20 protein-coding genes and 1 pseudogene are annotated in these 23,885 nt (G+C 71.8%); 12 read left to right on the forward strand and 9 right to left on the reverse strand.

Annotated features, from left to right (window positions below):
• Positions 1 to 190: 190 nt before the first annotated feature.
• Positions 191 to 745: a hypothetical protein gene (locus ACZ5D2_RS30645; protein ID WP_331738591.1), complete on the reverse strand. Its 555-nt coding sequence runs from the start codon at positions 743 to 745 to the stop codon at positions 191 to 193.
• A 42-nt stretch (positions 746 to 787) separates the two neighbouring features.
• Here ACZ5D2_RS30645 and ACZ5D2_RS30650 point away from each other — a divergent pair, with 42 nt between their 5' ends.
• A complete protein-coding gene (locus ACZ5D2_RS30650; protein ID WP_468933806.1) occupies positions 788 to 1,108 on the forward strand; it encodes a hypothetical protein in 321 nt (106 codons plus the stop codon).
• A gap of 285 nt (positions 1,109 to 1,393) precedes the next feature.
• On the opposite strand, the gene ACZ5D2_RS30655 is transcribed toward ACZ5D2_RS30650, so the two are convergent.
• A complete protein-coding gene (locus tag ACZ5D2_RS30655; RefSeq protein WP_468933809.1) occupies positions 1,394 to 4,435 on the reverse strand; it encodes a CHAT domain-containing protein in 3,042 nt (1,013 codons plus the stop codon).
• A gap of 183 nt (positions 4,436 to 4,618) precedes the next feature.
• Here ACZ5D2_RS30655 and ACZ5D2_RS30660 point away from each other — a divergent pair, with 183 nt between their 5' ends.
• Both ACZ5D2_RS30660 and ACZ5D2_RS30665 read left to right on the forward strand, forming a co-directional pair.
• On the forward strand, positions 4,619 to 4,939 hold the full coding sequence (locus tag ACZ5D2_RS30660; protein ID WP_331738585.1) for a hypothetical protein: 321 nt from the start codon (positions 4,619 to 4,621) through the stop codon (positions 4,937 to 4,939).
• A 41-nt stretch (positions 4,940 to 4,980) separates the two neighbouring features.
• The gene (locus ACZ5D2_RS30665; RefSeq protein ID WP_468933813.1) at positions 4,981 to 6,549 is read left to right on the forward strand and encodes a CATRA conflict system CASPASE/TPR repeat-associated protein; all 1,569 of its coding nucleotides are present in this window, start codon (positions 4,981 to 4,983) and stop codon (positions 6,547 to 6,549) included.
• Between the two features lie 168 nt (positions 6,550 to 6,717).
• Here ACZ5D2_RS30665 and ACZ5D2_RS30670 read toward each other — a convergent pair whose 3' ends face one another.
• Together ACZ5D2_RS30670 and ACZ5D2_RS30675 are read right to left on the reverse strand one after the other, a co-directional pair.
• Positions 6,718 to 7,692, reverse strand: coding sequence for an L-threonylcarbamoyladenylate synthase (locus ACZ5D2_RS30670; protein WP_468933816.1), 975 nt, complete (start codon positions 7,690 to 7,692; stop codon positions 6,718 to 6,720).
• Between the two features lie 545 nt (positions 7,693 to 8,237).
• Entirely contained in the window at positions 8,238 to 10,352 is a 2,115-nt protein-coding gene (locus ACZ5D2_RS30675; RefSeq protein ID WP_468933819.1) for an MMPL family transporter, read from the reverse strand.
• Positions 10,353 to 10,425: 73 nt separating this feature from the next.
• Here ACZ5D2_RS30675 and ACZ5D2_RS30680 point away from each other — a divergent pair, with 73 nt between their 5' ends.
• Both ACZ5D2_RS30680 and ACZ5D2_RS30685 read left to right on the forward strand, forming a co-directional pair.
• Positions 10,426 to 10,929, forward strand: a complete 504-nt coding sequence (locus ACZ5D2_RS30680; RefSeq protein ID WP_468933822.1) for a MarR family winged helix-turn-helix transcriptional regulator — start codon at positions 10,426 to 10,428, stop codon at positions 10,927 to 10,929.
• 257 nt (positions 10,930 to 11,186) lie between these two features.
• Positions 11,187 to 11,401 (forward strand): annotated as a pseudogene (locus tag ACZ5D2_RS30685) (helix-turn-helix transcriptional regulator); the annotation flags it as partial.
• Between the two features lie 46 nt (positions 11,402 to 11,447).
• On the opposite strand, the gene ACZ5D2_RS30690 reads toward ACZ5D2_RS30685, so the two are convergent.
• Both ACZ5D2_RS30690 and ACZ5D2_RS30695 read right to left on the reverse strand, forming a co-directional pair.
• Complete coding sequence (locus ACZ5D2_RS30690) at positions 11,448 to 12,317, reverse strand: PhzF family phenazine biosynthesis protein (RefSeq protein ID WP_331738575.1); 870 nt, start codon at positions 12,315 to 12,317, stop codon at positions 11,448 to 11,450.
• A gap of 146 nt (positions 12,318 to 12,463) precedes the next feature.
• Positions 12,464 to 12,844 carry a hypothetical protein gene (locus tag ACZ5D2_RS30695; RefSeq protein WP_468933825.1) on the reverse strand — a complete coding sequence of 127 codons (381 nt, stop codon included), beginning with the start codon at positions 12,842 to 12,844 and terminating at the stop codon, positions 12,464 to 12,466.
• Here ACZ5D2_RS30695 and ACZ5D2_RS30700 point away from each other — a divergent pair.
• Entirely contained in the window at positions 12,843 to 13,301 is a 459-nt protein-coding gene (locus tag ACZ5D2_RS30700; protein WP_468933828.1) for a MarR family winged helix-turn-helix transcriptional regulator, read from the forward strand. The two genes, ACZ5D2_RS30695 and ACZ5D2_RS30700, sit on opposite strands and share 2 nt — an antisense overlap.
• Before the next feature lie 50 nt (positions 13,302 to 13,351).
• On the forward strand, positions 13,352 to 14,752 hold the full coding sequence (locus ACZ5D2_RS30705; RefSeq protein ID WP_468933853.1) for an MFS transporter: 1,401 nt from the start codon (positions 13,352 to 13,354) through the stop codon (positions 14,750 to 14,752).
• Between the two features lie 360 nt (positions 14,753 to 15,112).
• Here ACZ5D2_RS30705 and ACZ5D2_RS30710 read toward each other — a convergent pair whose 3' ends face one another.
• Both ACZ5D2_RS30710 and ACZ5D2_RS30715 read right to left on the reverse strand, forming a co-directional pair.
• Positions 15,113 to 15,586: a nuclear transport factor 2 family protein gene (locus ACZ5D2_RS30710; RefSeq protein ID WP_331738571.1), complete on the reverse strand. Its 474-nt coding sequence runs from the start codon at positions 15,584 to 15,586 to the stop codon at positions 15,113 to 15,115.
• A gap of 263 nt (positions 15,587 to 15,849) precedes the next feature.
• On the reverse strand, positions 15,850 to 16,653 hold the full coding sequence (locus ACZ5D2_RS30715; protein WP_468933831.1) for a hypothetical protein: 804 nt from the start codon (positions 16,651 to 16,653) through the stop codon (positions 15,850 to 15,852).
• Positions 16,654 to 17,132: 479 nt separating this feature from the next.
• On the opposite strand from ACZ5D2_RS30715, the gene ACZ5D2_RS30720 reads away from it, so the two are divergent.
• Both ACZ5D2_RS30720 and galE read left to right on the forward strand, forming a co-directional pair.
• Entirely contained in the window at positions 17,133 to 17,360 is a 228-nt protein-coding gene (locus ACZ5D2_RS30720) for a GNAT family N-acetyltransferase (protein ID WP_468933834.1), read from the forward strand.
• A 170-nt stretch (positions 17,361 to 17,530) separates the two neighbouring features.
• Positions 17,531 to 18,526 (forward strand): UDP-glucose 4-epimerase GalE, encoded by a 996-nt coding sequence (gene galE, locus ACZ5D2_RS30725; protein ID WP_468933837.1) that lies wholly within the window; start codon positions 17,531 to 17,533, stop codon positions 18,524 to 18,526.
• Positions 18,527 to 19,902: 1,376 nt separating this feature from the next.
• Here the strand turns inward: galE and ACZ5D2_RS30730 are convergent.
• Positions 19,903 to 20,391, reverse strand: coding sequence for a hypothetical protein (locus tag ACZ5D2_RS30730; RefSeq protein WP_371681492.1), 489 nt, complete (start codon positions 20,389 to 20,391; stop codon positions 19,903 to 19,905).
• A 309-nt stretch (positions 20,392 to 20,700) separates the two neighbouring features.
• On the opposite strand from ACZ5D2_RS30730, the gene ACZ5D2_RS30735 reads away from it, so the two are divergent.
• The 3 genes from ACZ5D2_RS30735 (at position 20,701) to ACZ5D2_RS30745 (ending at position 23,552) form a co-directional block, all read left to right on the forward strand.
• Positions 20,701 to 21,138 carry a hypothetical protein gene (locus tag ACZ5D2_RS30735; protein ID WP_331738551.1) on the forward strand — a complete coding sequence of 146 codons (438 nt, stop codon included), beginning with the start codon at positions 20,701 to 20,703 and terminating at the stop codon, positions 21,136 to 21,138.
• A 718-nt stretch (positions 21,139 to 21,856) separates the two neighbouring features.
• Complete coding sequence (locus ACZ5D2_RS30740; RefSeq protein ID WP_468933841.1) at positions 21,857 to 22,144, forward strand: hypothetical protein; 288 nt, start codon at positions 21,857 to 21,859, stop codon at positions 22,142 to 22,144.
• A gap of 85 nt (positions 22,145 to 22,229) precedes the next feature.
• On the forward strand, positions 22,230 to 23,552 hold the full coding sequence (locus ACZ5D2_RS30745) for a UDP-glucose dehydrogenase family protein (protein WP_468933844.1): 1,323 nt from the start codon (positions 22,230 to 22,232) through the stop codon (positions 23,550 to 23,552).
• Positions 23,553 to 23,885: the final 333 nt, after the last annotated feature.

Genomic DNA, 23,885 nt, shown 5'->3' on the forward strand with positions numbered 1-23,885 from the left:
TCGGCTTGGACACTTTCGGCCCCGAACCGCGCCTGACTCCGACCCTCGTCAGTAGCGGAGCCGGTGCCGCCGTCCCCCGTCGTGGCAAGGCAGTCGTAGGTGACGAGACGAGCGAACTGCTGCTCCTGGAGCCGACCGCCGGTGCGGCCCGCACTGTCCCCGGCGCGACTGAACCGCCCCGGGAGGCCGGTCAGCCCAGCGGCGGGCTGTACCGGTCGATGCCGTCGAGAATCCTCTGGTCCAGTTCCAGGGCGGCGGTGATGTCCTTGCGCGTGAACCGCGTCGGGTCCTTGGCGTAGATCTCCCGCCCCCGCTCGGAGGTGAACCGTTCCTCCGGGATCCGGTCGGCGCCCTCCGGCAGGAACTTGGCGACTTCTTCCAGCGCCGCCGTCCCGTACGCGGCGGTGGGGCGGATCTCGCGGTGTTCGGCCCGCGGGGTGTTCAGCAGCCGCAGCCCGGACTCGGTCGACAACCGGTCGCTGACCCACATGAACTCACCCGGGTCGATGATCTGCGAGGGCTCCGGACCGCCGAAGGCCGGGGGCGCGGGGGGCCATCCGTCGGGCATCGTGAACTCGTACGAGCGCGTGCGGCCGCACTGCGGGCAGGTGCCCTCGTACACGCTGACCAGGATCCCCTCCCGGTCCTCCAACCGGTGCTGCCGATCGAATTGCGTAGCGCCGCAGACACAGACGTGCAGGTCCATGTAGAGGTGCGCTTCCTGCGCCGAACGAGCGATCAACATGTCATGATCATACCCATATCGGCACGCCGGACTGGGAGATCAGTGGAGCTGCGTACCGGCGGGGGACAGCTGCTCGGCGAGGCCGAGGCCGTCTTGCCGAGGATGCTGCGGGATCTGTACGCGGAGCAGCTGAGCGGCACCGCCATCGCCGGGGAGGACGGCCGGCGCTTCTTCCAGCTGAGCGACTCCGCCGACCGGCGGATCGAGCTGCGCCTGGACACGGCCGCACTGCCGCGGCCGCTGGTGGCGCGCACCTTCACGAACACGACGACCGACCGGTACGTCGTCCAGCTCGCCGACACCCTGCGGCCGGCGCAGGCAGGCCAGGTTCGGACCGCGCGGCCCCGTCCTGCCGGCGAGTGACCACCAGGGTCCATCCCTCCTGCCGGCGCCCGTCCTGCGCGAGGTACGCCGCCGGCCAGGCGGGCCAACCGGAGCCTCCCGCTCTGCCGGATCACGGTGCCCCGGCTCTGCCGGTCCTGACGCGGGTCAGGCTGATGCGAAGGCCTCCGGGACGGCGACCCGGGCCACGGTCGCGCACGCCGTGAGGACCAGGACCCGGGTGATCGCGCCCCCGGTCGCCGTCCGGCGGCGGAACCGCGCGGGCAGGACGGTGTCGGCTTCATGTGAGTGGGTCCCTTCAGCCTGTCAGACGCCGAGGTGGAGGAAGGGAGCCCAGGCGAGTGGGCCCAGGTCCGCGCCCGAGGCCGCTTGTGCGGCGCGCAGTTCGAGGACCGCGCGGTGGAGGGCGAGCGCGGGGGAGGCACCGTCGGCGATCTCCGCGTACACGGTCCGGGCGACGGAGTCCGTGGCGTCCCCGTACACCTTCCACAGGGTCCCGATGACGTGCGGGAACCCGGCGAGTTGGAAGGCGGAGGCCATGTTGAGGGCCTCGTCGGCGAACCGGTCCCCGGACAGTGCGGTCTCGCAGGCGGCGAGGAACGCCAGCCGCGCCGCGCCGAGGTCGGTGCGTGCCACGGAGACGAACGGCAGCCAGTCGCCCCCGGCGAGGTGCAACGCGCTCGTCACCGGATTCGAGGCGTCGCTCGTGCCGTGGCAGGCGAAGTGCACCACTGCCCGTCCCGGCAGCGCCGCCAGCACCGCGTCGGCCACGGCCTCCGTCTCGGACAGGCGTAGTGCCTGCGGCCCGTCGAACAGAGGTGCCGGGACGGACACCGGTCCCATCCGGCCTGAACCGCCCGGCGCCACGAGCAGGGCGGGCCCCACCGGTTCGGTGGGCCGGGCCAGGTCCCGGGCCAGCGCGCGCAGGGTCGCCGAGTACGAGGAGACGACCCGGTCCAGGACCGTGTCGGGCGTCGTGCCCGCGCCCGGGGCGGCCCCGTGATGTCCGGCGGCGTGCAGCGGCAGCAGGCACAGCGGCCCGGAGGGCACCCACCGCACACGGTCCGGCCTCAGCGGGGCCAGCCGTTCCAGCACGGGCGCGGCGAGGTCGTCCCACAGTCGGCGGGTGATCTCGTCCAGTACGTCCAGTGACTCCTCGTCGCGGGCAGCGGTCGCCACCTGCAGGCGCGCGGCGTACGTCTCGACGGCCTCGGGTGTCAGCCGGGGCAGGGACAGGGCCTCGACACCCCCCGAGGTGACGATCAGCGCGTCGGCGCGCAGCGCGGTGACGTTGAGGGCGACGACGGCGCTCTCGCCGAGCCGGGACGACAAGGCCTTGACGTCCACGTCCGCGGGTGCGAGCCGGGACCCGTACGCGGCCAGGATCCGGCCCGCCGCCCGCCGGTGCTCCCGGGCGTCCGTGTACGCCCCGCCGGACTCCGTGGCAGCCGGTCCGGTGGGCTGTGCGCGAGATGGTCCGGGGGACGGTGGCGGATCCAGCGGCCGGGGTGCGAGAGTCACCTGCTCGGCCTCGGCCGCCTGATCGGCGCGGAAGGAGGACCACACGGCCTCGCGATACAGCCGCAGGTCCTTCTCGGGAAGCGCCGTCGCGCGTGAGGCGAGACCCCACACCGGGGCGAGCAACAGGCTCCGGCCCCGGTCGAGGACGGCAAGGGCGTCCTCGGGCCGCCCGGCCTGGAGGTACGCGGCACAGGCCTGGCCGGCCAGGCCGCCGAACTGCTCGACGTGGTCGGCCCGGCTGTGCCAGCCGAGCAGCGTCGGCTCGGTCATGGCCTCCAACAGCTCCACCGCCAGGGCGAGCAGGGCGGTGGCCGTCCCACTGCGACCGTGGCGGTGGGCCAGGAGGCCACCCGACTCCGCCGCCGTGCCCCGGATCAGCAGCGAGCCTCCGGCGTGCCGGGCGGCGACGGCATACGCGTCCAGCGCCGTGTCGAGATCGGCCTCGCGCGACGAGCGCCGGAACACCTCTTCGAACAGCTGACCGCGGATCATGTGGACGTTGGCGACGGACGGATGACCGCCGGGCAGCTCGCGCAGGGCGCGGGCCATACTTCCCACGGCGTCGGCGAGCGCGGTCTGCGACGGGCTCACAGCCCTGCTGAACACGTGGAAGGACTGCTGGTAGGCCAGCACGCGGACGACGCACAGATTCAGCAGGGGGACCGCGGCGGCGGCCGTCCCCCCGGACTCGGCCACCGCCTCCACCGCCTCTTCCGCCCAGCGGATCGCCTCGCGCAGGTCCTCCGTGCGCAACAGGTCGTGCTGGTAGCGCAGTTGGAACACACGGGCGAGGTTCCCGAGGTACTGCGGACGGTCGGGGGCGGAAGCGGGCAGCAGCCGTACCGATTCCAGGAGGTCGGCGACGGCCCGGTCGAGGTGCGCTCCCGCCTCCTCCCGCGAGCCCTCGACCTGCCCGTCGACGCTGAGGTGGCGGCGTACGGCCACACTGCCCCGGGCCATCAGGTACACCGGCCGGGCGGTGTTTCCCTCCGGCACCAGGGTCAGGGCACGACCGACCTGCCGTTCTGCCTCGGCCAGGTCCTCGCGGTCCCGGTGGGCGTCGAAGCGCAGGCAGAGCGCATTGCAGAGGTGCAGGTACGGGGCTCCCGGAGCGAGGACGTCAAGGGTGTCGTCGGGGTCGAGCCGCTCCGCGGCCGCCACCGCCCTGCGGGCGTCCTCGACGAGCGCGTCGATGGCGTCCCGCTCACCGGGAGCCGGCCCTCGCAGCTGCGCGGCGACGCTTGCCGCGTTCGCGGCCTGGGCGGCCATCGCCGTGAACTCCGGGGATCCCTCGGGCACCAGGGCCAGGGCCTCGTGCAGCCGCCGTGCGGCGCCGACGGCGAGCGCGGCGTCGTCCGTGCTCCGGGCCAGGGCGGTCTCGGCGACGCCGAGGTGGGACTGGAACATGACGCGGTCGTCATCCGCCCCCTCCGGCAGGGTGTCCAGCGCACGGGTGATCATCGTCCGCATGTCGCGCAGGTACGAGACGTTCCCGGTTGCCTGGTGGCGGGCCAGCAGCACGCCCGCGAGCGCGTCCACCCCGGTCGATCGCAGGGGCGCCGGGGTGGCGGTGCCCTCGACGACCTCGCGGAGCCGCTGCTCGGCCTCGGCCAGGGCGTCCGCGCCCGCGTGGCCGCGTTGGCCGCCGATCATGCAGACGTGCCCGTACAACCACTGGGCCTCGGCGAGCTGTGAGGGGACGCCGCCGAACCGGGTGGCCCCCTCGGCGGTGAAGGCCGCGAGCCGCGCCTGACGGAACGTCCTGGGGTTCCCGTCGCGCACGTACAGCGTGAAGAGCGCCCGGGCACGGTCCAGTAAAGCGTCCACCTGTGACATGAAGGCCCCCGCCGGTGTGTCGCTGGTCGAGCACGCCGGATGTGCGCGCCGGAGCTGCGCGGGGTTGCCCGGACGGTACCCGGGTAGGCATTCCCGCGCCGCGGGGGTGAACGTATCCGTGAACCCCCGCGAACATGCCGAATCTACGTCCAGCACACGCACGTTGGAGGATGAGTGACCATATCCACCGAGCAACGGGACAAGGCCGCACAGCTGTTGGTCACGATCAGGACCAAGTGGAATCTGGACGACGGCGTCCCCGCTCGCCTGCCGGGTGCGCTGCGGGATCTGGAGGACGCCTGGTGGGCCGGGGATGCCGGGGCCTTCGCCAAGGCGCACCGCCGGGCCGCCCTGGCCGAACCGGTCCTCACGAAGGGTGAGATGCCTGCCGAATCGGAATCCGTGGGCAAGGAGGAGGTGCTGATCGTGCTGGCCCGGCTGGAGGAAGCGTTGGCCAGCCCTCCCCCGCCGCCGAACCCGCCCGGTACGCCGTGAGCGGTCCCGGCCCGTTTCCGGTGCCGCGGCGGCCGGCGCTCGTGGCCCGGCTGTTCCTGACCGACGCGGCCTTGGCCGCGGGCACCCCGGCCGGCGTCATGCTGAGGAGGTGGTGGGAGGCGGCCCGGTCGCTGGGGATGGTGGACGCGGTGGGTGCCTGGCCCGACCGGCTTCCCCCACCGGATCGTGGCGGATCCGGCCAGGTGGAGCCACGTCCGCGCGTGTTGGCGGCGGTGCAGCGGTCGGCGGGCGGCGCGTACGAGATGCTCGTGGTGACCGCCGTCCACGACATGGTCGTCGCCTCGGTGCTGCTCGCGCCCAACGACGACCGCCACGACTGGGCGGGGCTCGCGGACCGGTGGTGGGGGGGGGGGGGGGGGGCTGGGGGGGGGGGGGGGGGGGGGGGGGGGGGGGGGGGGGGGGGGGGGGGTCTCTCCCCCCCCCCCCCCCCCCTCCCTCCCCCCCCCCCCCTTCCCCCCCCCCCCCCCCCCCCCCCCGGGCCGGCGTTGCCGGGGCTGTTGGGCAGTGCCGAGCAATTGCTCGCGGAACTGCCGGCCACGATGGCCGCACTCGCCCCGCAGGCACTCGTCGGCCGACTGGCCCCCGCGGTCCCGGGCCCCGGGCCGGAGGGACCGGCCGTCGCCGTGGGCGGCGTCAGGGTGTGGGAGCTGCCGGTCCCCTCCGGCTGGAGTCCCGGACACCGCCGGCTGCTGACGGTGTCCGCCGAGGAGGACGCGGACGAACTGAGCAGGTGGTCCTGGCAGGGCACCCAGGCCGGCGCGCCCCCGGCGACCGTTCACCTGCTGGTGGCGGCCCGGATCCGACACCAGTGCGCGGAACTGCGGGCCGAGGGACCCGCGTCGTGGGAACTCGCGGAGCGGGTGGGCCGGGCGGCCGAGGAGGTGGGGGCGACCGGCACCGTGGCGGCAGGGGGCGCCCCCGGGGCCCGGCTGCTGGACCTGGAGGGCGCACTCGGCGCGCTGGATGCGGTACGCGAGGAGGCGGCGGCCACGACTCGGCGCCTGCGCCGGCGTGAGCTGGACCTCTCAGGGGCCGAGGAGACGCTGCACCTGCTGGGTGAGGAGAACTCCGGGCTCGTGGCACCGGAGCTGAGGCTGGTGCGGTGGGCGCGAGCCCAGATCCGAACGGTCGCCGAGTCGCTGGCGCTGGCCGACCGACGCGCCGAGGACGTGGCACGGCGCGGGTCGGCGGCGGCGGACCGGCTGGTGCGGGCGCGGCGCGACCGGTTGACGCTCAGCCAGACGTCCGTCCTGGGTTCCCTGCTGCTGGCCCTCGCCGCGATCCAGAGCCTGGGCTACAGGGTCCCCGTGCCGAAGCCGGTGCAGCCGGGCCTGATCGCCTTCCTCGCGTCGCTGGCACTGATCCTGCCGTGGCTCGCCCAGCCGCGCCAGGAAGCCCTGCTGCTGCGGTCGTTCGGGCGGGGCTTCGACCTGCTGCTCTTCGCTGTGTCCGGAGCATGCGCGGGCTGGCTGCTGGCGTCGTCGGCGGCCTGGTGGCTCGACCGGCCCCTCCCCACCCATGTGATCGCGGCGGTCCTCGCCGCGATCACGGCGGCCGTCCGCGCGACGGCCTTCCGCCGCCTGACCTGACCCGCGTGCCCGTCGGGGCCGGCCGGTCGCACCCCGAGGTCCCTGCGCTCGCCTCGGCGTGGTGGGGCTGTCCTACCGGCCGGCCGGCGGCAGCGCACGGCTCGTCGTCTCCCCGCCTTGATGGTGTGCTTGGCGCCGGATCCTGACCGCCCCCGGCCTTGGCCGCGCTCACGCCGTGGGCCGGGGACCTGCGGCACGGCGGAGTCGGTTGGCGATCGCGCTTCCCAGGCCCTCCTCGGCGGGCAGGGAGGTGATGATGAGGTCGCACCCGTACTGGTCGAGGTCCCGCAGGAAGCCATACAGCCCTTGTGCGTAGGCATGCATCGAACCGGGGAGGGCAATCACCGCGTGCGCCTTCACCCGAGCGGTGGCGAGAGCCGGAGGAAGAAGGACTCCCACCCGGTACCCGGCCCCCTGGGCGAGCTCGGCTTCGGCGACGAGCTTCTCCGGCTCGACGAGGGCGACCCGCGCCCGCGGGGCGTAGTGGGAGGGGTGCTGGCCGGGGACCCTCACGCCGGTTGTCGCAGGGACCTCGACCGGGCATCCCAGCACCGCTTCGAGGTCCTCACGCGTCACCCCGCCGGGCCGCAGGATGGCCGGGTTCTCGCCGGTGACGTCGACGATCGTCGACTCGACGCCGACCTCGCAGGGTCCGCCGTCCAGCACGAAGTCGACGGCGTCACCGAGCTCCGCGCGGACGTGATCCACGGTGGTGGGGCTGACCGCGCCGAAGCGGTTGGCGGACGGAGCCGTGACGCCACCTCCGAAAGCCGACAGCAGCGCGAGGGCGACGGGATGGTCGGGCACGCGTACTGCCACCGTCTCCAGCCCGCCGGTCGCCTCCAGGGGGACCCTCCGGCCGCGCCGCAGGACCAGTGTCAGCGGTCCGGGCCAGAAGCGCCGCGCCAGCAGGCGCGCGGCCGCGGGCACCTCTTCGACCCACTCGTCCAGCTGCTCGGCGGCGGCGATGTGGACGATCAGCGGGTGAGCGGGGGGTCGTCCCTTGGTCTGGAAGATCCGCGCGACGGCTACCGGGTCCTCGGCGTTGGCGCCCAGACCGTAGACGGTCTCGGTCGGCAGGGCCACCAGGCCCCCGGCACGCAGCACGCCGCACGCCTTCTCGATGTCACCGATGTGTGCCATGCCCTTGGTCTTCCTCTCTCCGTTGCGCCCCCGCCCCACATCATGCCGACGCGCAGGACGGCCCCTCTCAGCCCCTGCCGTGCCGCGGACGACCGGCACCCGAAACCGGCAGGGACGCGCCGACGAGGCCGATGCCGCCGTCGCTGAGGATGCGGCCCGGTGCGGGGCGGGGAACGCCATCGCCGACCCACGCACGCCTCATCCGACCAACGCCGGCGGCGCCGCGAGGACACGCCCCGCGTCACACCGCGCCTGGCGCCTGTTGCCTGAGGCCGCCGGAACGTCCGTGGCCACCGAGTGCGGTGCTCTCCGGTGCCGAGGGGGCGCGGTCGCCCCCGCCTACGACGTCACCGCCGCCGGCCGCCCGCCGCCCGCCGCCCGCCGCCCGCCGCCCGCCGCGACCGCATCGTTTCGTCTGCGGACTTCCCCTGGCCTGCCCGTCGTGCCCGCGAGGACGGTCAGCCAGGACGACGACAGCGGCCGGCTGAACGGTCGTTGGTCACCGTCGTCGGCTTCTGCTGTTGACGTGCGGCGTCCCGGAGGGCTCACACGCGCCCGGTGGTCTTCTCGGCGGATGCCGGGCGGGGCTCGCGGGCGAGAGCGCTCGGCCACCAGGCGCGGGGACCGATGTCGATGACCAGGGCCGGGACCAGGAGGGAGCGGACCACGAGGGTGTCGAGGAGTACGCCGAAGGCGACGATGAAGGCGATCTGCACGAGGAAGGCCAGGGGAATGACCATCAGTGCGGCGAAGGTGGCCGCCAGGACCACGCCTGCCGAGGTGATCACGCCGCCGGTGGTGGTCAGCCCGCGAAGGACGCCCTGCCGGGTGCCGTGCAGGAGGGCCTCCTCTCTCACCCGTGACATCAGGAAGATGTTGTAGTCCACCCCGAGGGCGACGAGGAAGACGAACCCGTAGAGGGGGACGGAGGCGTCCGTGCCGCTGAAGCCGAGCAGATGGGTGAAGACCAGTGCCGACACTCCCAGCGTGGCCGCGAAGTTCAGGGCAACGGTCACCACCAGCAGCAGCGGTACCAGCAGGGAGCGCAGCAGCAGCACCAGGATGAACAGAATGATCGCGAGGACGATCGGCACGATGACGGTGCGGTCCCGGACGGCGGTCTGCTGGGTGTCGTATTGCTGGGCGGTGTATCCGCCGACGAGCGCGTCTGCGCCGGCGACAGCGTGTACCTGTTCGCGGAGGCGGGCGACGGTGTCCTTGGCGCCGTCGCTGTCGGCTGCGGCCTTGAGGGTGACGTCGATGCGCACCCGGCCGTCTCTGACCAGGGGTTCGCCTGATCCGGGCCGGCCCGAAGCGGTCACGACGTTCACGGCGGCGACTCCCCTGGCGGTCTTCGCCGCGGTGGCCACCTCGTCGGCGTGGGAGACGTTGGCGATGATCACGGTGGGGTTTCCGGATCCGCCGGGGAAGTGACGGCCGAGGGTCTGCTGTGCCTGGACCGAGGGCGCGTCGTTGACGAAGATCTCGTCGAGGGGGACGCCGGTGGAGGACAGGGAGGGGGCGAACGCGGCGAGAGCCAGGAGTGCCACGGTGGTTGCGGCCCACACGCGCCGTGGGGCTCGGTCGATCAGGGCGGCGACGCGCTTCCACAGGCGGTGGCCCTCGGTGGTGGCGTCGGCCGGTTTGGGGGTGGCCGGCCAGTAGGCCGCGCGGCCCAGCAAGGCGAGGACGGCGGGCAGGAAGGTCAAGGTGACCAGGACGGCGCAGACGATGCCGATCGCCCCGACCGGCCCGAGGGCCCGGTTGTTGGTCAGGTCGCCGGCGAGCAGCGCGAGCAGGCCCAGGGCGACGGTGGCCGCGCTCGCGGTGATGGCTCCCGCCGAGCGGCGCAGGGCGACCAGGGCGGCGGCGGCACGGTCGCCACGGGTGGCGAGTTCTTCACGGAAGCGGGCCGCGAGGAGGAGTGCGTAGTCGGTCGCGGCTCCGATCACCAGGATGGAAAGGATTCCCTGGACCTGGCCGTCGACGCGCACGGTGCCGCGGTCGGCGAGGACGTAGACGATCGCGCAGGCGAGACCGAGGGCGAACACCGCGCCGATGATGATCACGAAGGGCAGCAGGACGCTGCGGTAGACCAGGAGCAGGATCAGCAGCACCGCGGCGAGAGCGACGCCGAGCAGGATCCCGTCGATGCCGGCGAAGGCGTCCGCGAGATCGGCCTGGGTGGCCGCCGGCCCTGCGATCCGAGTGGTGGTGCCGGGCACGCCCTCGGCGCTCTTTGCGATGTCGGCAAGGACCTGGGGGGTCTTGTCTCCCAGGTCGGGGGCGAGCGGCACCACCGCCTGCAGCGCCTGCCCGTCCTGGGAGCGCAGGACGGGCGAGGGGGCGCCCGCGACTCCGGGAAGTCTGCCCAGCCCGGCGACTGCTGTGGTGGCCGCCTCCAGCTGGACCTGCGTCAGCGGGCCGTCGGAGCTGGTCCACACCACGATGGCCGGCACCGTTTCGGACTGCGTGAACGCCCGTTGCTCATCAAGGACGCCGGTGGATTCGGCGCTGCGCGGCAGGAATGCGGCCCGGTCGTTGCTGGAGACCTCGCCCAGCCGCCCGGCGTAGGGGCCGGTGCCCCCGCCGACGGCGAGCCAGGCCAGCACGAGTACGGCCGGGACGAGCCAGCGGGCCCAGCGCGGTGTGTTCCTCATGTCGTTCCTCGGTACGAGACAAATAGTTCAACCATAAAGTATCTCAATCATCGAGAGATCTTATGATGGATCCATGACCCGCCCCGCCGCCTCCTCGCCTTCACTTCCCCCGGACGACCCGATCGGGATGCACTCCTTCGCTCTGCTTCTGCGCCGGATGAACGCCGAGTTCAACCGCATCGCCCAGGAATTCGCCCAGGCTCACGGACTCCACCTGACCGACGTCCAGGCCCTGATCGCCATCCTGGACGCCGAGAACACCCCACCCGGCCAGAGCGCCGGCCCCATGACCCCCGGCAGGCTGGCACGGCACATGAACCTCACCAGCGGCGCCACCAGCGCGTGCCTGGACCGTCTGGAGGCCGCCGGGCACATCCGGCGGGTGCGGGCCGCCGACGACCGGCGCGTCGTCCACCTTCACTACGCCGAGGCAGGCCACCGGGTGGCTCGGGAGTACTTCCGCCCGCTGGCCACGGCCACCGACGAAGCGCGCAGCCACTTCACCCCCGAACAGCTGCACACCGTCGTGGACTTCCTCGCCCGGATGAACCGGCAGCTCAAGGACATCCGCAGCTGACGCCGCCGCGGCCCGGCCCGGTCGTTCCGCCTCAGTGCCAAAGGCCCTGCGGCCATCCCTTCCCCGGACCGGGCTGATGCGCCTGAAGCGGGGCGGGCCGCGTCACCGCGCGCCTCCTCCCGTCCGGCACGGGCTGAAGCAGCCGTCCGCAGGGGTGCGCGCCTGGCCGTTTGGCGCGCTGGGGCACTGGGGCACTGGGAGCCCGTCGGGCACGATGACTCTCCCCGACGCCGGATGATCCGTCTCGCACCGCTCACATGGGCGGGACGGGACGGTGCCACGAGTGGCCCGGCGCCGACCTCGCCGACCGGCTCGGAGCCACCGGCCGCACCGTGCGCCACGGCATCGACCAGCTGCGCGAACTCGGCTGCCAGGTCGAGTGCACCACCGGCCACGTGGGCGGCTACCGCCTCGCCTCCGGCGCCCGCCTCCCCACTTCGACGCCGAAGAGGCCACCGCGATCGCGGTCGGAGACCCCTGTGTAACCGACGTCCGGCAGTTTTATACCCAACGTCGCCTCAGTGCCCGTCGCGGACCACCGCCAACCCGCCGACCCGGGTCGTGATGCCCGCCGGCCCGCGTCGGGCCGAAGCGAGCACGCTGGCCGGTCGCCCGAGGGCGTCGCCCTGCTCCACCTCGATCGCGACCGTCTGCGCCCCTGTCGTGTCGAGCAGGTGGGCGGCCAGGCAGCCGGTGCTGTTGGCGTTGGCGACGTCCTCGTCGACACCGATCGCCGGCGCGAACATCCGCGCCGCACCCGGTCGGTCGCCCACCGGCGGTACGTACACGAAACAGCCGAGGAGCCCGTACCGCCGGCACGCCGCCGCCAGCCTGCCGAGGTGTGGGCAGACTCGGAGCAGCGCCGACCGGTCGTGGACCGGTACCAGCATGCGTGGTGCGCCGGGCGCGGCGATCCGTGGCGCGTCGGTCGGATGCAGGTCGTCCGCGGTGAGCCCGAGCGCGGCGACGACCGCGGCGCGCTCGTCCGGTGCCGGGTGACGCAGCGCGACGAGGCCCTGGTCGAACCACACCTCGATGCCGGTGGGTCGGCGGATCGCGACGGTGTCGAACGTGCGCCCGCCGGTGTGCTGGCGGTCGTTCAGCTCGTCCAGGGCGGTGCGGGTCAACCGGACGGCCTGCGCGGCAACGGTGCCGTGGCCGCAGCCGGACAGTTCGGCGGTGGCGGTGAAGAACCGGACCGGCCGGCCGCCGTCGGGCGTCCGCTCCGGGCCGAGGAACGCGGCGTGCGAGGTGCCGGCCGCAGCGGCGACCGCACGCCGGTCCGCGCCCGTCGCCGCCGGGTCGTCGTCGGTGACGGCCGTGGGGCTGCCGCCCCGGCCGTCGCGCCGCACGCACGCATCGACCACCGTGACATCCGGCCAGGACATCGGCCCCCCTTTGCCGCTCAACGAACCGACAACCGCGAACGGCGTCCGCCGATAACCGGGCCTGGCCGCAACGGCCAGCTTGTCGTAGGCAGCCAGCCTCTCAGGGTCGGATATTCGGCCGGACATGTCCGGCTTCGAATTGACCTTCAGATTGCTTGATCCCGGCGACGGGGGAACGTGCCGGAGACGGATACGAAGGCCTCCCGGTCGACGGGGTCGGCGATGGCGGGCATTCCAGCCCGTCCACGCAGGAGGAGACACGGCCTCATCCGAACCTCGCCGGGTGTCCGCCAGCCGCCGGCGCCGTCGGCGGCGACGACGCGCGCATGGGCTCGGGTGCCGTCCGGCACCGCCCAGCGGGTGGTGATGTCGTCTTCGGCTCGGTCTTCGGCCAGGGCGCGGCGCACGGCGTCCGCCATGACGCCGACGGCGACCGCCGTCTGGTGCGCCGGGTGCGGGGCCGGGGCACGGCGTTCGGGGCGAGAGATACATAAAGCATTCATATAAAAATTGTATGCTTCATGCATGAGCCGTCAAGACGCCCCTCGTGGCGCATCCACTGCGATCGGGTCGGCCCTCTACGGGCTGGCCACCAGGGCTGTGCGACGCCTTCCGCGCGATATGAGCATCACGTCCGCCGCCACCCTGGCCACCCTGCACAGGACCGGCCCGCGACGCATCACCGATCTGGCCGTGACCGAGGGTGTCACCCAGCCCGCGATGACCGTGCTGGTCCGGGTGATGGAGGAATCCGGACTGGTCGAGCGGCGGGGCGACGCGTCCGACAAGCGGGTCACGCTGGTGTGCCTGACCGAGGCCGGCGCGTCGTACGTTCAGACGCGGCGCCGGGCGGGCGTCGATGCGTTCGCGCGGCTGGTCGACGAACTCGCCGCCGACGAGGTCGAGGCCCTGGTGGCGGCGCTTCCGGCCCTGGCGCACCTGGCAGAGCTCGAAAGCCAGGACCGCGAAGGGCCGAAGCGGTGACGGGACGCACCCCGGAGGGCTCCGAGGCGCGGCTGCTGGGCCCCGCCCTGATGTTCATCGCCCTGGTCGTGGCGGCGGTCGCCAGCCTCGGGACGCCGCTCATCACCAGTGTGGCGACCACGTTCCACGTGTCGCTCGACAGCGCGCAGTGGACGCTGACCGTCGCACTGCTGAGCGGCGCCGTCGCCACGCCCGTCCTCGGCCGGCTCGGAGCCGGCCCGCACCGACGGGCCACGATCCTCGCCACGCTGGCGATCGTCGTCGTCGGCAGTGCGCTGACCGTGCTGCCGCTGCCGTTCGCGGGGCTGCTCATCGGCAGGGCGGCCCAAGGCGTCGGGCTCGGGCTGACGGCGCTGATGATGGGCGTGGCCCGGGACCATCTTCCCGAGGAGCGCAGCACGGCGACGATCGCCCTGATCTCGGTGGTCTCGATCATCGGCGCCGGCGTCGGCTACCCGCTCACCGCACTGCTCGCCGAGATCGGCGGCGTACGGGCCGCCTACGGATTCGGTCTGCTCGTCACCGCTGTCGCCTTCCTGACCGCGTGGCGCTCCATACCCGCGGCTCCCGAAGGCCGCTCCGCTCACGTGAACGTTCCGGGGGCGCTCGTCCTGGCGGGCGGGCTGTTCCTCGTCCTGTTCCTGGCCGGCCAGCGGAGCCTGTGGAGCCGTCACCTCGCCGTGGCGGTGATCCTCGCCGTCGCCGCCGTGCTCCTGCTGTGCGTCTGGACCGCCTCCGAGCTGCGCAGCAAGGCGCCCCTGGTCGATGTCCGGGCGGTGCGGCACCCGGCGGTCGCCGGCGCGAACATCGCCATGTTCGTCGGCGGGAGCGGCATGTACCTCCTGCTCACGCTCATCACGCGGTACGCCCAGACGCCACACGGCGCCGGCTACGGCTTCGGGCTGACCACCTTCGTCGCCGGGCTGGTCCTCGTCCCGTTCTCGGTGCTGGGGTTCGTCGCCGGCAGACTCACGCCCCGGGTCCGGACGCTGATCGACGCACCCGTACTCCTGGCCGGCAGCGCCGTCATCGTCGGCGGCGGGTTCGTCCTCTTCGCCGCGGCCCGGTCGAACCTGGCCGAACTGCTCGTCGCGATGGGTGTGCTGGGCTTCGGCGTGGGCGGCTTCTCAGCGGCCATGCCCGGCGTCATCCTGGCCGTCACGCCCAAGAGCGAGACGTCGAGCGCGATGAGCTTCAACTACGTCGTCCGCAGCGTGGGGTACTCCCTGGGCAGCGCGACAGGCGGCCTGGTGCTGGCCACCGGCACCGACACCGGTCATCTCTTCCCGAACGACCACGCCTACACCACCGCAGCGCTGATCGGCATCGCCGCGATGGCGGTCACCGCCCTGACCGCCACCGCTCTCGCCCGCCAACGCCCGCCCGAGATCGACGCCGTCGCGGCCACGGCCACAACCAGCGAACCGGGTCGGGGCCGGCAGGGCCGATGACCGGCTCGGCGGAAGGGCGGCGGCCCCGTCGCCCTGGTCGGCGCCGAGGAGACATATCGACGTTCGCCGGCCGCCAGCGCCAATGGCCTGCTGAGACGAGAGAAACAGTGGACCACGACTCGGTCGGCAGCAGGCGTGGCCTTGCCTCGACCATGCCGGAACGAACCACAGAGGCATGACACTGCGGACCTTCATCGGCGCGATCGACGGATCTGGAGATGAGGGCTTCCGCCTACGTTTCGGACGCGGCTACGCTCGGCGCGATGTCTCCGTAGCCGTGGCTCATCACATGACCGAACGGTTGGAATGTCACTACCTGCGGCAGCGGACCCTCGGCGGCCGGTCGGCTGGGAGGCGCTCTCATGACCGGCCGGGCCCGTCGAGGCGTTCCGTGGGACCGGCGAAGGAGAGGAAGAGGGTCCGCGTGGTGAGCAGCCAGGTGTCGTCCACCTTGCGGAACGTGTCTTCGTAGTGCCCCACCTGCACCGGGGGCCGCGGCGGTACGAGGCCCTCGCTGTAGCCGTCGACACGGTACGTGGTGAAGTAGGTGGTGGCGGCGGCGGTGTCCGCAGAGGTCACGGTAACCAGGATGTTGCTGCATATACGGCGTGACAGTCGGTCTGAGGGCCGGTTGCCGAAGTAGATGCGCAGGGCGTCGTGACCCTCAATGCGGCGGTCGCCGGCGGGCCATTCCCAGCTGCCGTCCTGCGTGAAGAGGTCCGCCACCGAGGCTGGGTCCCCGAGGTCGAGCCGGTGGACGAACTCGACGACCAGCCGCTCGCAAGCCCGCTCTGCGAGCAGGCGGTGCATCGGGTCAAGGGTTTCAGCATTCATGATCAACTCATATCAGGTCGCTCCTGGCTGAGGCAGCCCCCACCCGAGCCGGGCCCCGGTTCCAGACCCATGTCCTCCTGAGCCGCGCCCGTCCGTGGCCGCCCCCCACTTGCCGATCCGTGGCTCAGTGCCGCCTGTCCACAGAACCTGAGCCCGAACCCGAGAACCGACAGCAGATGTTCACCACTTCGGGTTCTGGCTCAATTTTTGGGTTCCACCGCGCTGAGTGACAGCTGACGAGTAGGGCGCTGCGAGTCCGCGTGTCAGAACGGCGGATCTTCGGTGCCGCTGCCTGTCCCGTAGTTTGCCAACCAGTAGTCAAAATCGGCCAGACGCGCTTGCAATTCACGGGAGGCGATGTCGTTCGCGTTTTCCAGGTCACCGGTGTCGTGACCCCAGGCGTTGAGCGCATTCAGGGCGCAGTCGCGATGGTAGCGGTTGGTGCTGGCGGTCAGCAGGTGACGGGCATGTCCGACCAGCTCGGCCCGGTGTGTAGTGAACCTGGGGTCCTCTGTGAGGGGGATGGCTGCGACGAGGGCCTCGTCGCGCACTTTCGCATTCTCATGGCCGAGGAACGGCTGAACTGCGGAGTAGATGGCCGGGCGCATGTTCCGAAAGGCGCGCATGTCCGGGCATGCTTCGAGAAAGCCTTCGCCGAAATGGCACTCGCCCATGGCGATGTGCTCATCATCGGCGTCGTAGGCGGTGCCGCCGAGCCGGTTCAGTAGCAACGCGCGGGTGGGATGGTGTGACGGCACGTCAGCGTCGTGGTCGAGGTCGCCCACTTCGGTGGCCGGATGGTTGAGGATGGCTGCGAAGTACAGAGCTACCGGCACGGTGGCTTCGTAGACGGTGTTCTGGTGGTCCACCTCATTGCTCACGTCCTTGACGGCGGCTGTCCTGACGGCCGGGTCGGGGTCGAGCAGACGTGCCAGGGCGGCCGGCAGGGATTCGGCCGTCCCGTAGGGGGTGGCGAGCGATGCCCAGTCTGTACCCTCCAGGAGCTCCTGATAGTGGGGCAGCCCGTCGGGTTGAGGGTGGTTTGTCCAGCTCACACGGTTGGTCACAGGCCGAGGCTATAGCGGCGCCACGAGAGCGTCGTGCGTGGTGTCATCTACTGAGCAGGGCGCGCTTCCGTGCCGTTCGGTGAGCATGACGGCGAAGGAGCGGACGTGCCGGGTCAGGGCGTCGAGCTCGGGACAGTGGGCCAGAACGGTCTTGAGCTGGAGCTGCTCGGCCTCCGACAGCCTCGTGGGCCGTCGGCAGGCACGGGAAGGACGGGCCGCCGCCCGCCGCGAACTCGACCGCGTTCGCCCCACCCGGATGAGGAGTCCCGTGCCATACGCCACCGTCACCGACCCTGCCGCCGCCGGGCGCGAGCTGGACGACCTCGCCCCCTCTACGAGGCGTAGGGTTCGTCGGGTTCATCGGGTTCGCGTACGGCCTGCCGCTCCCTTCGGGTACCAGGTGGTGGGAGGGATTCACCGACGGGACCGTCCTGCCTGACGGATTCACCCGCTAAGACGGGCACCGCACCTTCGTCGTGATGGAACTCGCCGTCCTCGCCCACCTGCGCGGCACAGGTGTCGGCAGGACCCAGCACGCCGCCCTGCTGCGCGAGGCGAAGGGGGCCGAGCGGGTCGCCCTCGCCGTCCGGCCCGAAGCGCCGGCCGCCGCCTGGTACGCACGCCTTGGCTACCAACTCGTGGGCCTCACCCAGCCCTGGGACGGCGCACCCGTGTACCGGTCCATGACCAAGACGCTGTCGTCCTGATCCGTCCGCAGTCCCCCCTTTCCCGGTACACCGTCGCTCGCATCGAACTTCGGGGCATCCAGCCGTCGGTCCGGAGGGACCGGAGAGTGACCCGCGGTGACCCTCATGCTTCTCCGCTAGCCTGGGTGCCGGTTGCCTACTGGGGCTTGAACAACCGGGAAGAGATCATCGTGACAACCGTCCTCATCGCCGGTGGAGCCGGCTACATCGGCAGCACCATCGCGTCGGCCTGCCTAGACGCTGGCATCACGCCCGTGATCCTCGACAACCTCGTCCGGGGCCGCCGCGAGTTCACCGAGGGCCGCACCTTCTATGAGGGCGACATCGCGGACGGTGCGCTGATCGACCGGATCTTCTCGGAGCACCCGGACATCTGCGCCGTGGTGCACTGCGCGGCGCTGATCGTCGTACCGGAGTCCGTAGCGGACCCGATCGGCTACTACGAGGCGAACGTCAGCAAGAGCCTCGCCTTCGTCGGCCACCTCCACCGCAACCGGTGCGACCGGATCGTCTTCAGCTCCTCGGCTTCCATCTACCAGGCCGAGGACGGCTCACCGGTCAACGAGGACTCGCCGCTGGCGCCGCAGAGCCCCTACGCACGGACCAAGGCGCACTGCGAAGCCATGTTCGCCGACATCTCCGTGGCCGGGCCGCGGGTGCTGTCGCTGCGATACTTCAACCCGGTCGGAGCCGACCCCCAACTGCGCACCGGCCTTCAGCTCAGGCGGCCAAGCCACGCACTGGGGGTGCTCATCCAGGCACACCAGGAAGGTCGCCCGTTCCCCATCACGGGAACGAACTACCCGACGCGCGACGGCAGCGGCATCCGGGACTACGTGCACGTCTGGGACCTCGCCGCAGCGCACATCGCAGCGATCGAGCGCTTCGACTCCATCCTCACAGAGTCGAAGCGCTCGATCGCGATCAACCTCGGCACGGGCTCCGGCACCACGGTCCGGGAGCTGTGCGACGCCTTCAACCGCGTTGTCAGCACACCCCTGACCACCATCGACGCCGACCCGCGCCCGGGTGACGTGGCCGGTGGCTACACCAAGAGCGACCGGGCTGCCGAGCTGCTGGGGTGGACGCCGAAGCTGTCCATCGAGGAAGGCATCCGCTCAGCTCTGGACTGGATCCCCGTGCGCGACAAGCTGCTGAAGGACTGACGCGTCTTTCTCGTTCTCACTCCTCCCGGGTGATCCGGTCCGGGGGGAGGTCGGCTTCGAGGGCGGGCAGGTGCCGCATGGCCGGTGCCATCCACGCGGTGTTCCACCGCTGTTTGCAGATCCGCTCGCCTGAGGCTACGAGACGCCACCCCGCCACACGAACCGGCCGACGTGCCCACCGTCCCCTCGCCCTCCGTCCCCGCCGTCCCCTTCGGCGGGTTCGTAGTCGCACCGGGTCACCGGAGCCCCGGGGCCCGTGCTCCGACATCAGCAGCGCACTGTCCACGACCTCTTGCGAGGGCTATCGTGGCTCGTCCGCGGGCCCGGGTCGGGCCCCGGCCGTCGAGGCCGGGGGCATGAGGTGGCAAGGGCCCCCGGCACCGGGGTGCGGAGGGGGGCGGTCCTCGCCGTGTTGGCGAGGTTGGGTCAGGTGCGGGCCGGGACGTGCATGCGGCGGGCGCGGTTCGTGCAGTGGATCCCGCCCTCGATGTGGTTCTCAGCAGCCCGGCCGTCGGCTGGGCCGTGGTCGGAGCACCCGGACGCATCAAGAAGATCAAGAGATCAACAGATCAACGGATCAACGCTCATGCACGGAGGCTACGCGGCGAGCGTTCGACTCAGGCAGCCGGGTTTCACGGCGGCCCTCGCAATCGAACGGCACCGTAGCCCTCCGCGACGACTCCCCAAGATCTGTGCCAGAACCCGCAACTCGCTGACTAAGTCACCCGCCGCGTCCACGAGACGCACCACCAGGACGGGGCGTGGGTGTGGTCGGTCGTCTCGGTCACGGGAGTGCCCCTTCGCATGCTGGCCGGTACCCGTACCTCGGCCTGCCGAAAGGCCCCGGGGAGGGGCAATGGCGGGGGCAAGATGGGGATATGGACACCGGGGAGTTGATCCGGGAGCTGCGCACCGCGCACGGTTGGTCGCAGGGCCGTCCGGCCGACGAGATCAACACCCGGCACGCGACCACAATGACGCGGGAGTACGTGGCCCGGTGGGAACGCGGGAAGACCAGCAGACCTCCGACTACGCTGTCCCCTGGTGGCGGCTCAACGTCTTCCGCTCCCTGCTCCTGGCCCGACTCGGCGACGAGAAGGCCGCGGCCGACGCACAGGACCAGGCGCTGGCCGTACTCCCCCCGAGCCTGCCCCGCTTCGCCAGGCACTTCAAGCTCCACCAGGGGCTGATGCTCGCCCGCTCCGGCGACCGCGTCGGCTGCATCGCCCACGCCACCACCGCCATGAACGCTCTCCCACCCGAGAAACACAGCCTCACCCTGCGCATGCTCCTCGCCGAGATCCAACCCCTCGCTTGTGGGCAGCCGCCGGCTCGCCGAGGGTCTCGAAGCCCGCCGGTGGGAGACGGGTTCGGCGTCAGCACGAATCGGGGTGCGGGGGTGAAACATAGATCGCGGACAGCACCCCGTCGCCCTGCACCGTGACCGGGCCGGGGGCGGTGGTGTCGACCAGCTTCAGGTCGTACGGCAGGGCCTTCAAGGGGAGGTCTTCGCCGAGGTAGCTCACCGAGAGCGTGCCACGACAGACCGAGGGCCCCGGCGGCGCGGTGTCGGGCACCCGGCCGTCCTGCGGGCCGACCGCATGGGAGGCGATGCCGACCAGGGTGTACGAATATTCGTAGCGGGCCCCACTGACGACGTTGGCCTCGTGCGTCTTCTTCAAGTCGACCCAGTAGTGGGCGAGCTTCACCGGGACCGACTCGCACGGGCGCTTGATGTCCTCCGGAGTGAAGTTCAGGCCGGAGGAGTCCAACATCAGACCCTTGGTCTGGTAGTCCCCGCTGGCGCTGCGGAGTTCCTTCAGATAGCCGGTCAGCTGTTCGACGCTCATTCCGGCGGTCTTCACACACTCCTTGGGCGCGGTGGGCAACGCGCTCGCGGCCGGAGCGGCGGAGCCTGTGGCGGGCGCGTAGTGCACGAGCCCGGAGGGCGAAGGAGCCGGGGCCTTGGCGGCGGGCTCGCCACCTCCTGAACATCCCGAGACGGCCAGAAGCACGGCCACGAAGGTGGCGGGCACTACCGATGACGCACGCGCGCGGTGCATGTGTCCCTCCAGATGCGAATCGAGACGGCTTCCCCGGACGGATCCTCTCAAGTACGGAAGGACCGCGCAGCCGTTCGGACAAGGAACCGGCCCGGGCCGCCGGGCCGGACCGTGTACACGGAGACCGATCCATTTCCAAGGCTCAAACGCGGTACCTCCGACCGCATCCGCAACCGCCGCGTGAACGAGCGGGCCGGCGAGGAGATCCGTCTGGGCGTCGTCGTGCAGGGCTTCGACGCCGGCGAGGAGTACGCCAAGGTGTACGCACTCCCGCACGAGGCACCCTTCAAAGCGAACCGGGCGGGCGTGGCCACCTTCGTCATGCGCGGCCGCGAGTACCTCGTCGCGCTCAAGGCTGCACCGGCCCGGCCGCCGGGTCGACCTCACAGTCCTCCGCACCCGCGGACCACCGCACCGCGGCACGCGAGCGCACTCGACAAGCCGGTCGGACGGTGGCTGAGCCAGAAGAGGGTTCATGGAGCGCGTCGCGAACACCTACGCAACACGAAGGTCCAGTTCAGAAGCCATCGGAGGACTCCGTCGCGCTGACCACGTGCGGGACGCTCGGCGTGGAGGTCGCGGTGGGCGGCGCGGAACATCGCGCGGGGTCCGCGGCGGGAAGCGGCGCGGGGACTTCCTCACCTCCAACCTGAGCTACCACGGCAACAGCATGTTCACCCTCGTGGTCGCGGGCAACCAGATCCGCAATCCGTCCCGAGGACCGCTACGACCTGGGCCCGGCCTCTCCCGCGCCCTACCCGCCAACGCACGGCCACGCCCCACGAAGGGCACGGGTGCGGCGCCCCGTGTGCTGAGGAGGTGGCACGGGCCATCGACGGCAGGGGTGCGGAGAACGTCGCCGCAGTCCTGATCGAGCCGATCAACGGGACCACTGGCGGCGCCTTCGTGCCCCTCGGCCGGATACCTGCGGCGGGTGTCGCAGATCTGCCGGGAGCGGGGCGTCCTGGTCATCCACGACGATCTCCTGACCGGGCTGTGGCACACCGGCCCGAGCAGCTGCGCAAGGGCTTCACGTTCGTCCTCGCACCGGGCCGGGACCCGCTGCTCGCGGAGATGTTCCTCGGCACCGTGGACAAGGTCGGCGAGCTGTCGGAGATGTACCGGGCGTGCTTCAACGCCGAGGTCACGGAGGCCTTGCATGCGCTCAGGCGCCTGGAGGGGGCCGGGCACACGGTCGGCCCGTTCATCACGAACAGCTTCGATGCGCTCGGCGCCCGCGCCGGGTTCCAGGAGGAGTTCATGCGCCGTGCGCCGCTACGACCAGCGGATCCCGCCGGCCACTTTCCACCCCGACGCGAAGGCGCTGGTCGTGCTCGGGCTGCACGCCGACCGGCGGTGGGTGGCCAAGCGGGCCCGCGCGGCCGGCCTCAAGGTGTTCATCGTCGACCCGGAGGGATTCCCCCGTCCGGACGGCACCTGGTTCGCGTATCCACCGGAAGCCCCGCAGAGCGGTGACGTCGTGGTACGGCAGACGGCCGCCGTCGCGATCGGCGAGCCGGAGCGGCTGCTGAACCTCAACTCGGCCAGCGCGTGAAATACGGGGCCGGAGAACGGCGGTAGCCTCTGGGGTCGTTCCCCGGCCCCGCCACGCGGGCCCCTCCCAGGATGAGAGTCAAGGAATGCGCATTTCAGTCATCGGCTGCGGACACCTCGGCATCCCGCACGCGGCGGCGATGGCCGAACTGGGTCACGAAGTCATCGGGGTGGACGTCGACCAGGCCAAGGTCGACGGGCTCAACTCCGGCCAGTGCCCCATCTACGAGACGGGCCTGCCCGAGCTCCTCGCCCGGCACACCGCGAGCGGACGCCTGCGGTTCACCACCGACATCCGCGAGGCCGCCGAGTTCGCCGAACTGCACTTCATCGGCGTCGGCACGCCGATCGACGCGGACGGCCGCTCGTACGACACCGGGCAGGTCTTCGGGGCGGTCCGCCAACTCGCCCCGCACCTGACCCGGCCGTGCACGATCGTCGGCAAGAGCACGGTCACCGTCGGCACCACCGTCCAGGTCACCGCCCTCGCCCAGCGCCTCGCCCCCGCTCGCACCGCGGTGGAGGTGGCCTGGAATCCGGAGTTCCTCCGCGAGGGACACGCGGTCGAGGACACCCTGCGGCCCGACCGGCTCATCGTCGGCCTCACCACCACCGTAGCCGAGAAGGCGGTCCGCGCCGTCTACGCCCCGATCCTGGACGCCGGGGTCCCCCTGTTCGTCACCGACCCGGCCACCGCCGAACTCGCCAAGGGCGCCGCCAACACCTTCCTCGGCCTGAAGATCAGCTACATCAACGCCGTCGCCGACATGTGCGACGCCGCGGGCGCCGATGTCTCCCAGATCGTGGAGATCCTCGGCATCGACCCCCGGATCGGCAGCGGCGGCATGCGGCCAGGCATCGGCTACGGCGGCGGCTGCCTGCCCAAGGACGTCCGCGCCTTCACCGCCTCCGCCCGCCGGCTCGGCGCCGACAAGGCAGCGACCCTGCTGCGCGCCGCCGAGGAAATCAACGAGTCCCGCACCGCCGTCGCCATGGGCCTCGTCCGCGACGCCCTGGGCGACCGCTCCGTCAAGAACGCCCGGATCACCGTATGGGGCGCCGCGTTCAAGCCCGGCACCAACGACGTGAGGGAAAGTCCGGCGCTCGCGCTCGCCCACACCCTCCAGCAAGCCGGCGCCACCGTCACCGTCCACGACCCGCAGGCCGTGGCCACCGCCATGACCCGCAACCCGGAACTGGACTACACCGACGACCTGCCCGCATCCGTCGACGGAGCCGACCTCGTCGTCCTGGCCACCGAATGGCCCGAATACGGCCAGGCGGACCCTCAGCACCTGGCAGTCCGCGCGGCCAGCCCGCTCCTCGTCGACTGCCGCACCACCCTTGACCCGGAGCCCTGGCGCACGGCCGGCTGGACCGTCCACCAGCTCGGACGCCCCGGCAAGTAGTCCCGCACCCCGCGCCTGAGGCATGCCGAGGCAGACGCCGAAGCACACCAGAAGGCCTACGTTGGGGGCCGGCGAGGGTGTTGCTGCCTCCGCCGAGCGTGAACGGCTGCTCGGAGTGCGCGGCGGCGGTGCGGGCGAGGTCTGGCCGGCCGGCTTCGTGGGTGTGGCTGAGCCTGAGCGGCGCGGGGCCGCCCAGGCGCAGCGTGGTGTGGTCGGACAGCTGGTGCTGTCCCTTTCCTTCTGGTCGGGGTTGGTCAGGACGACATGATGAAACGCAGGGCGAGGCCGGAAGCGGTGATCCAGTAGGTGACGCGGGCCCCGTCGTCGAACGGC

It is taken from the genome of Streptomyces sp. NPDC031479, from assembly GCF_055581065.1.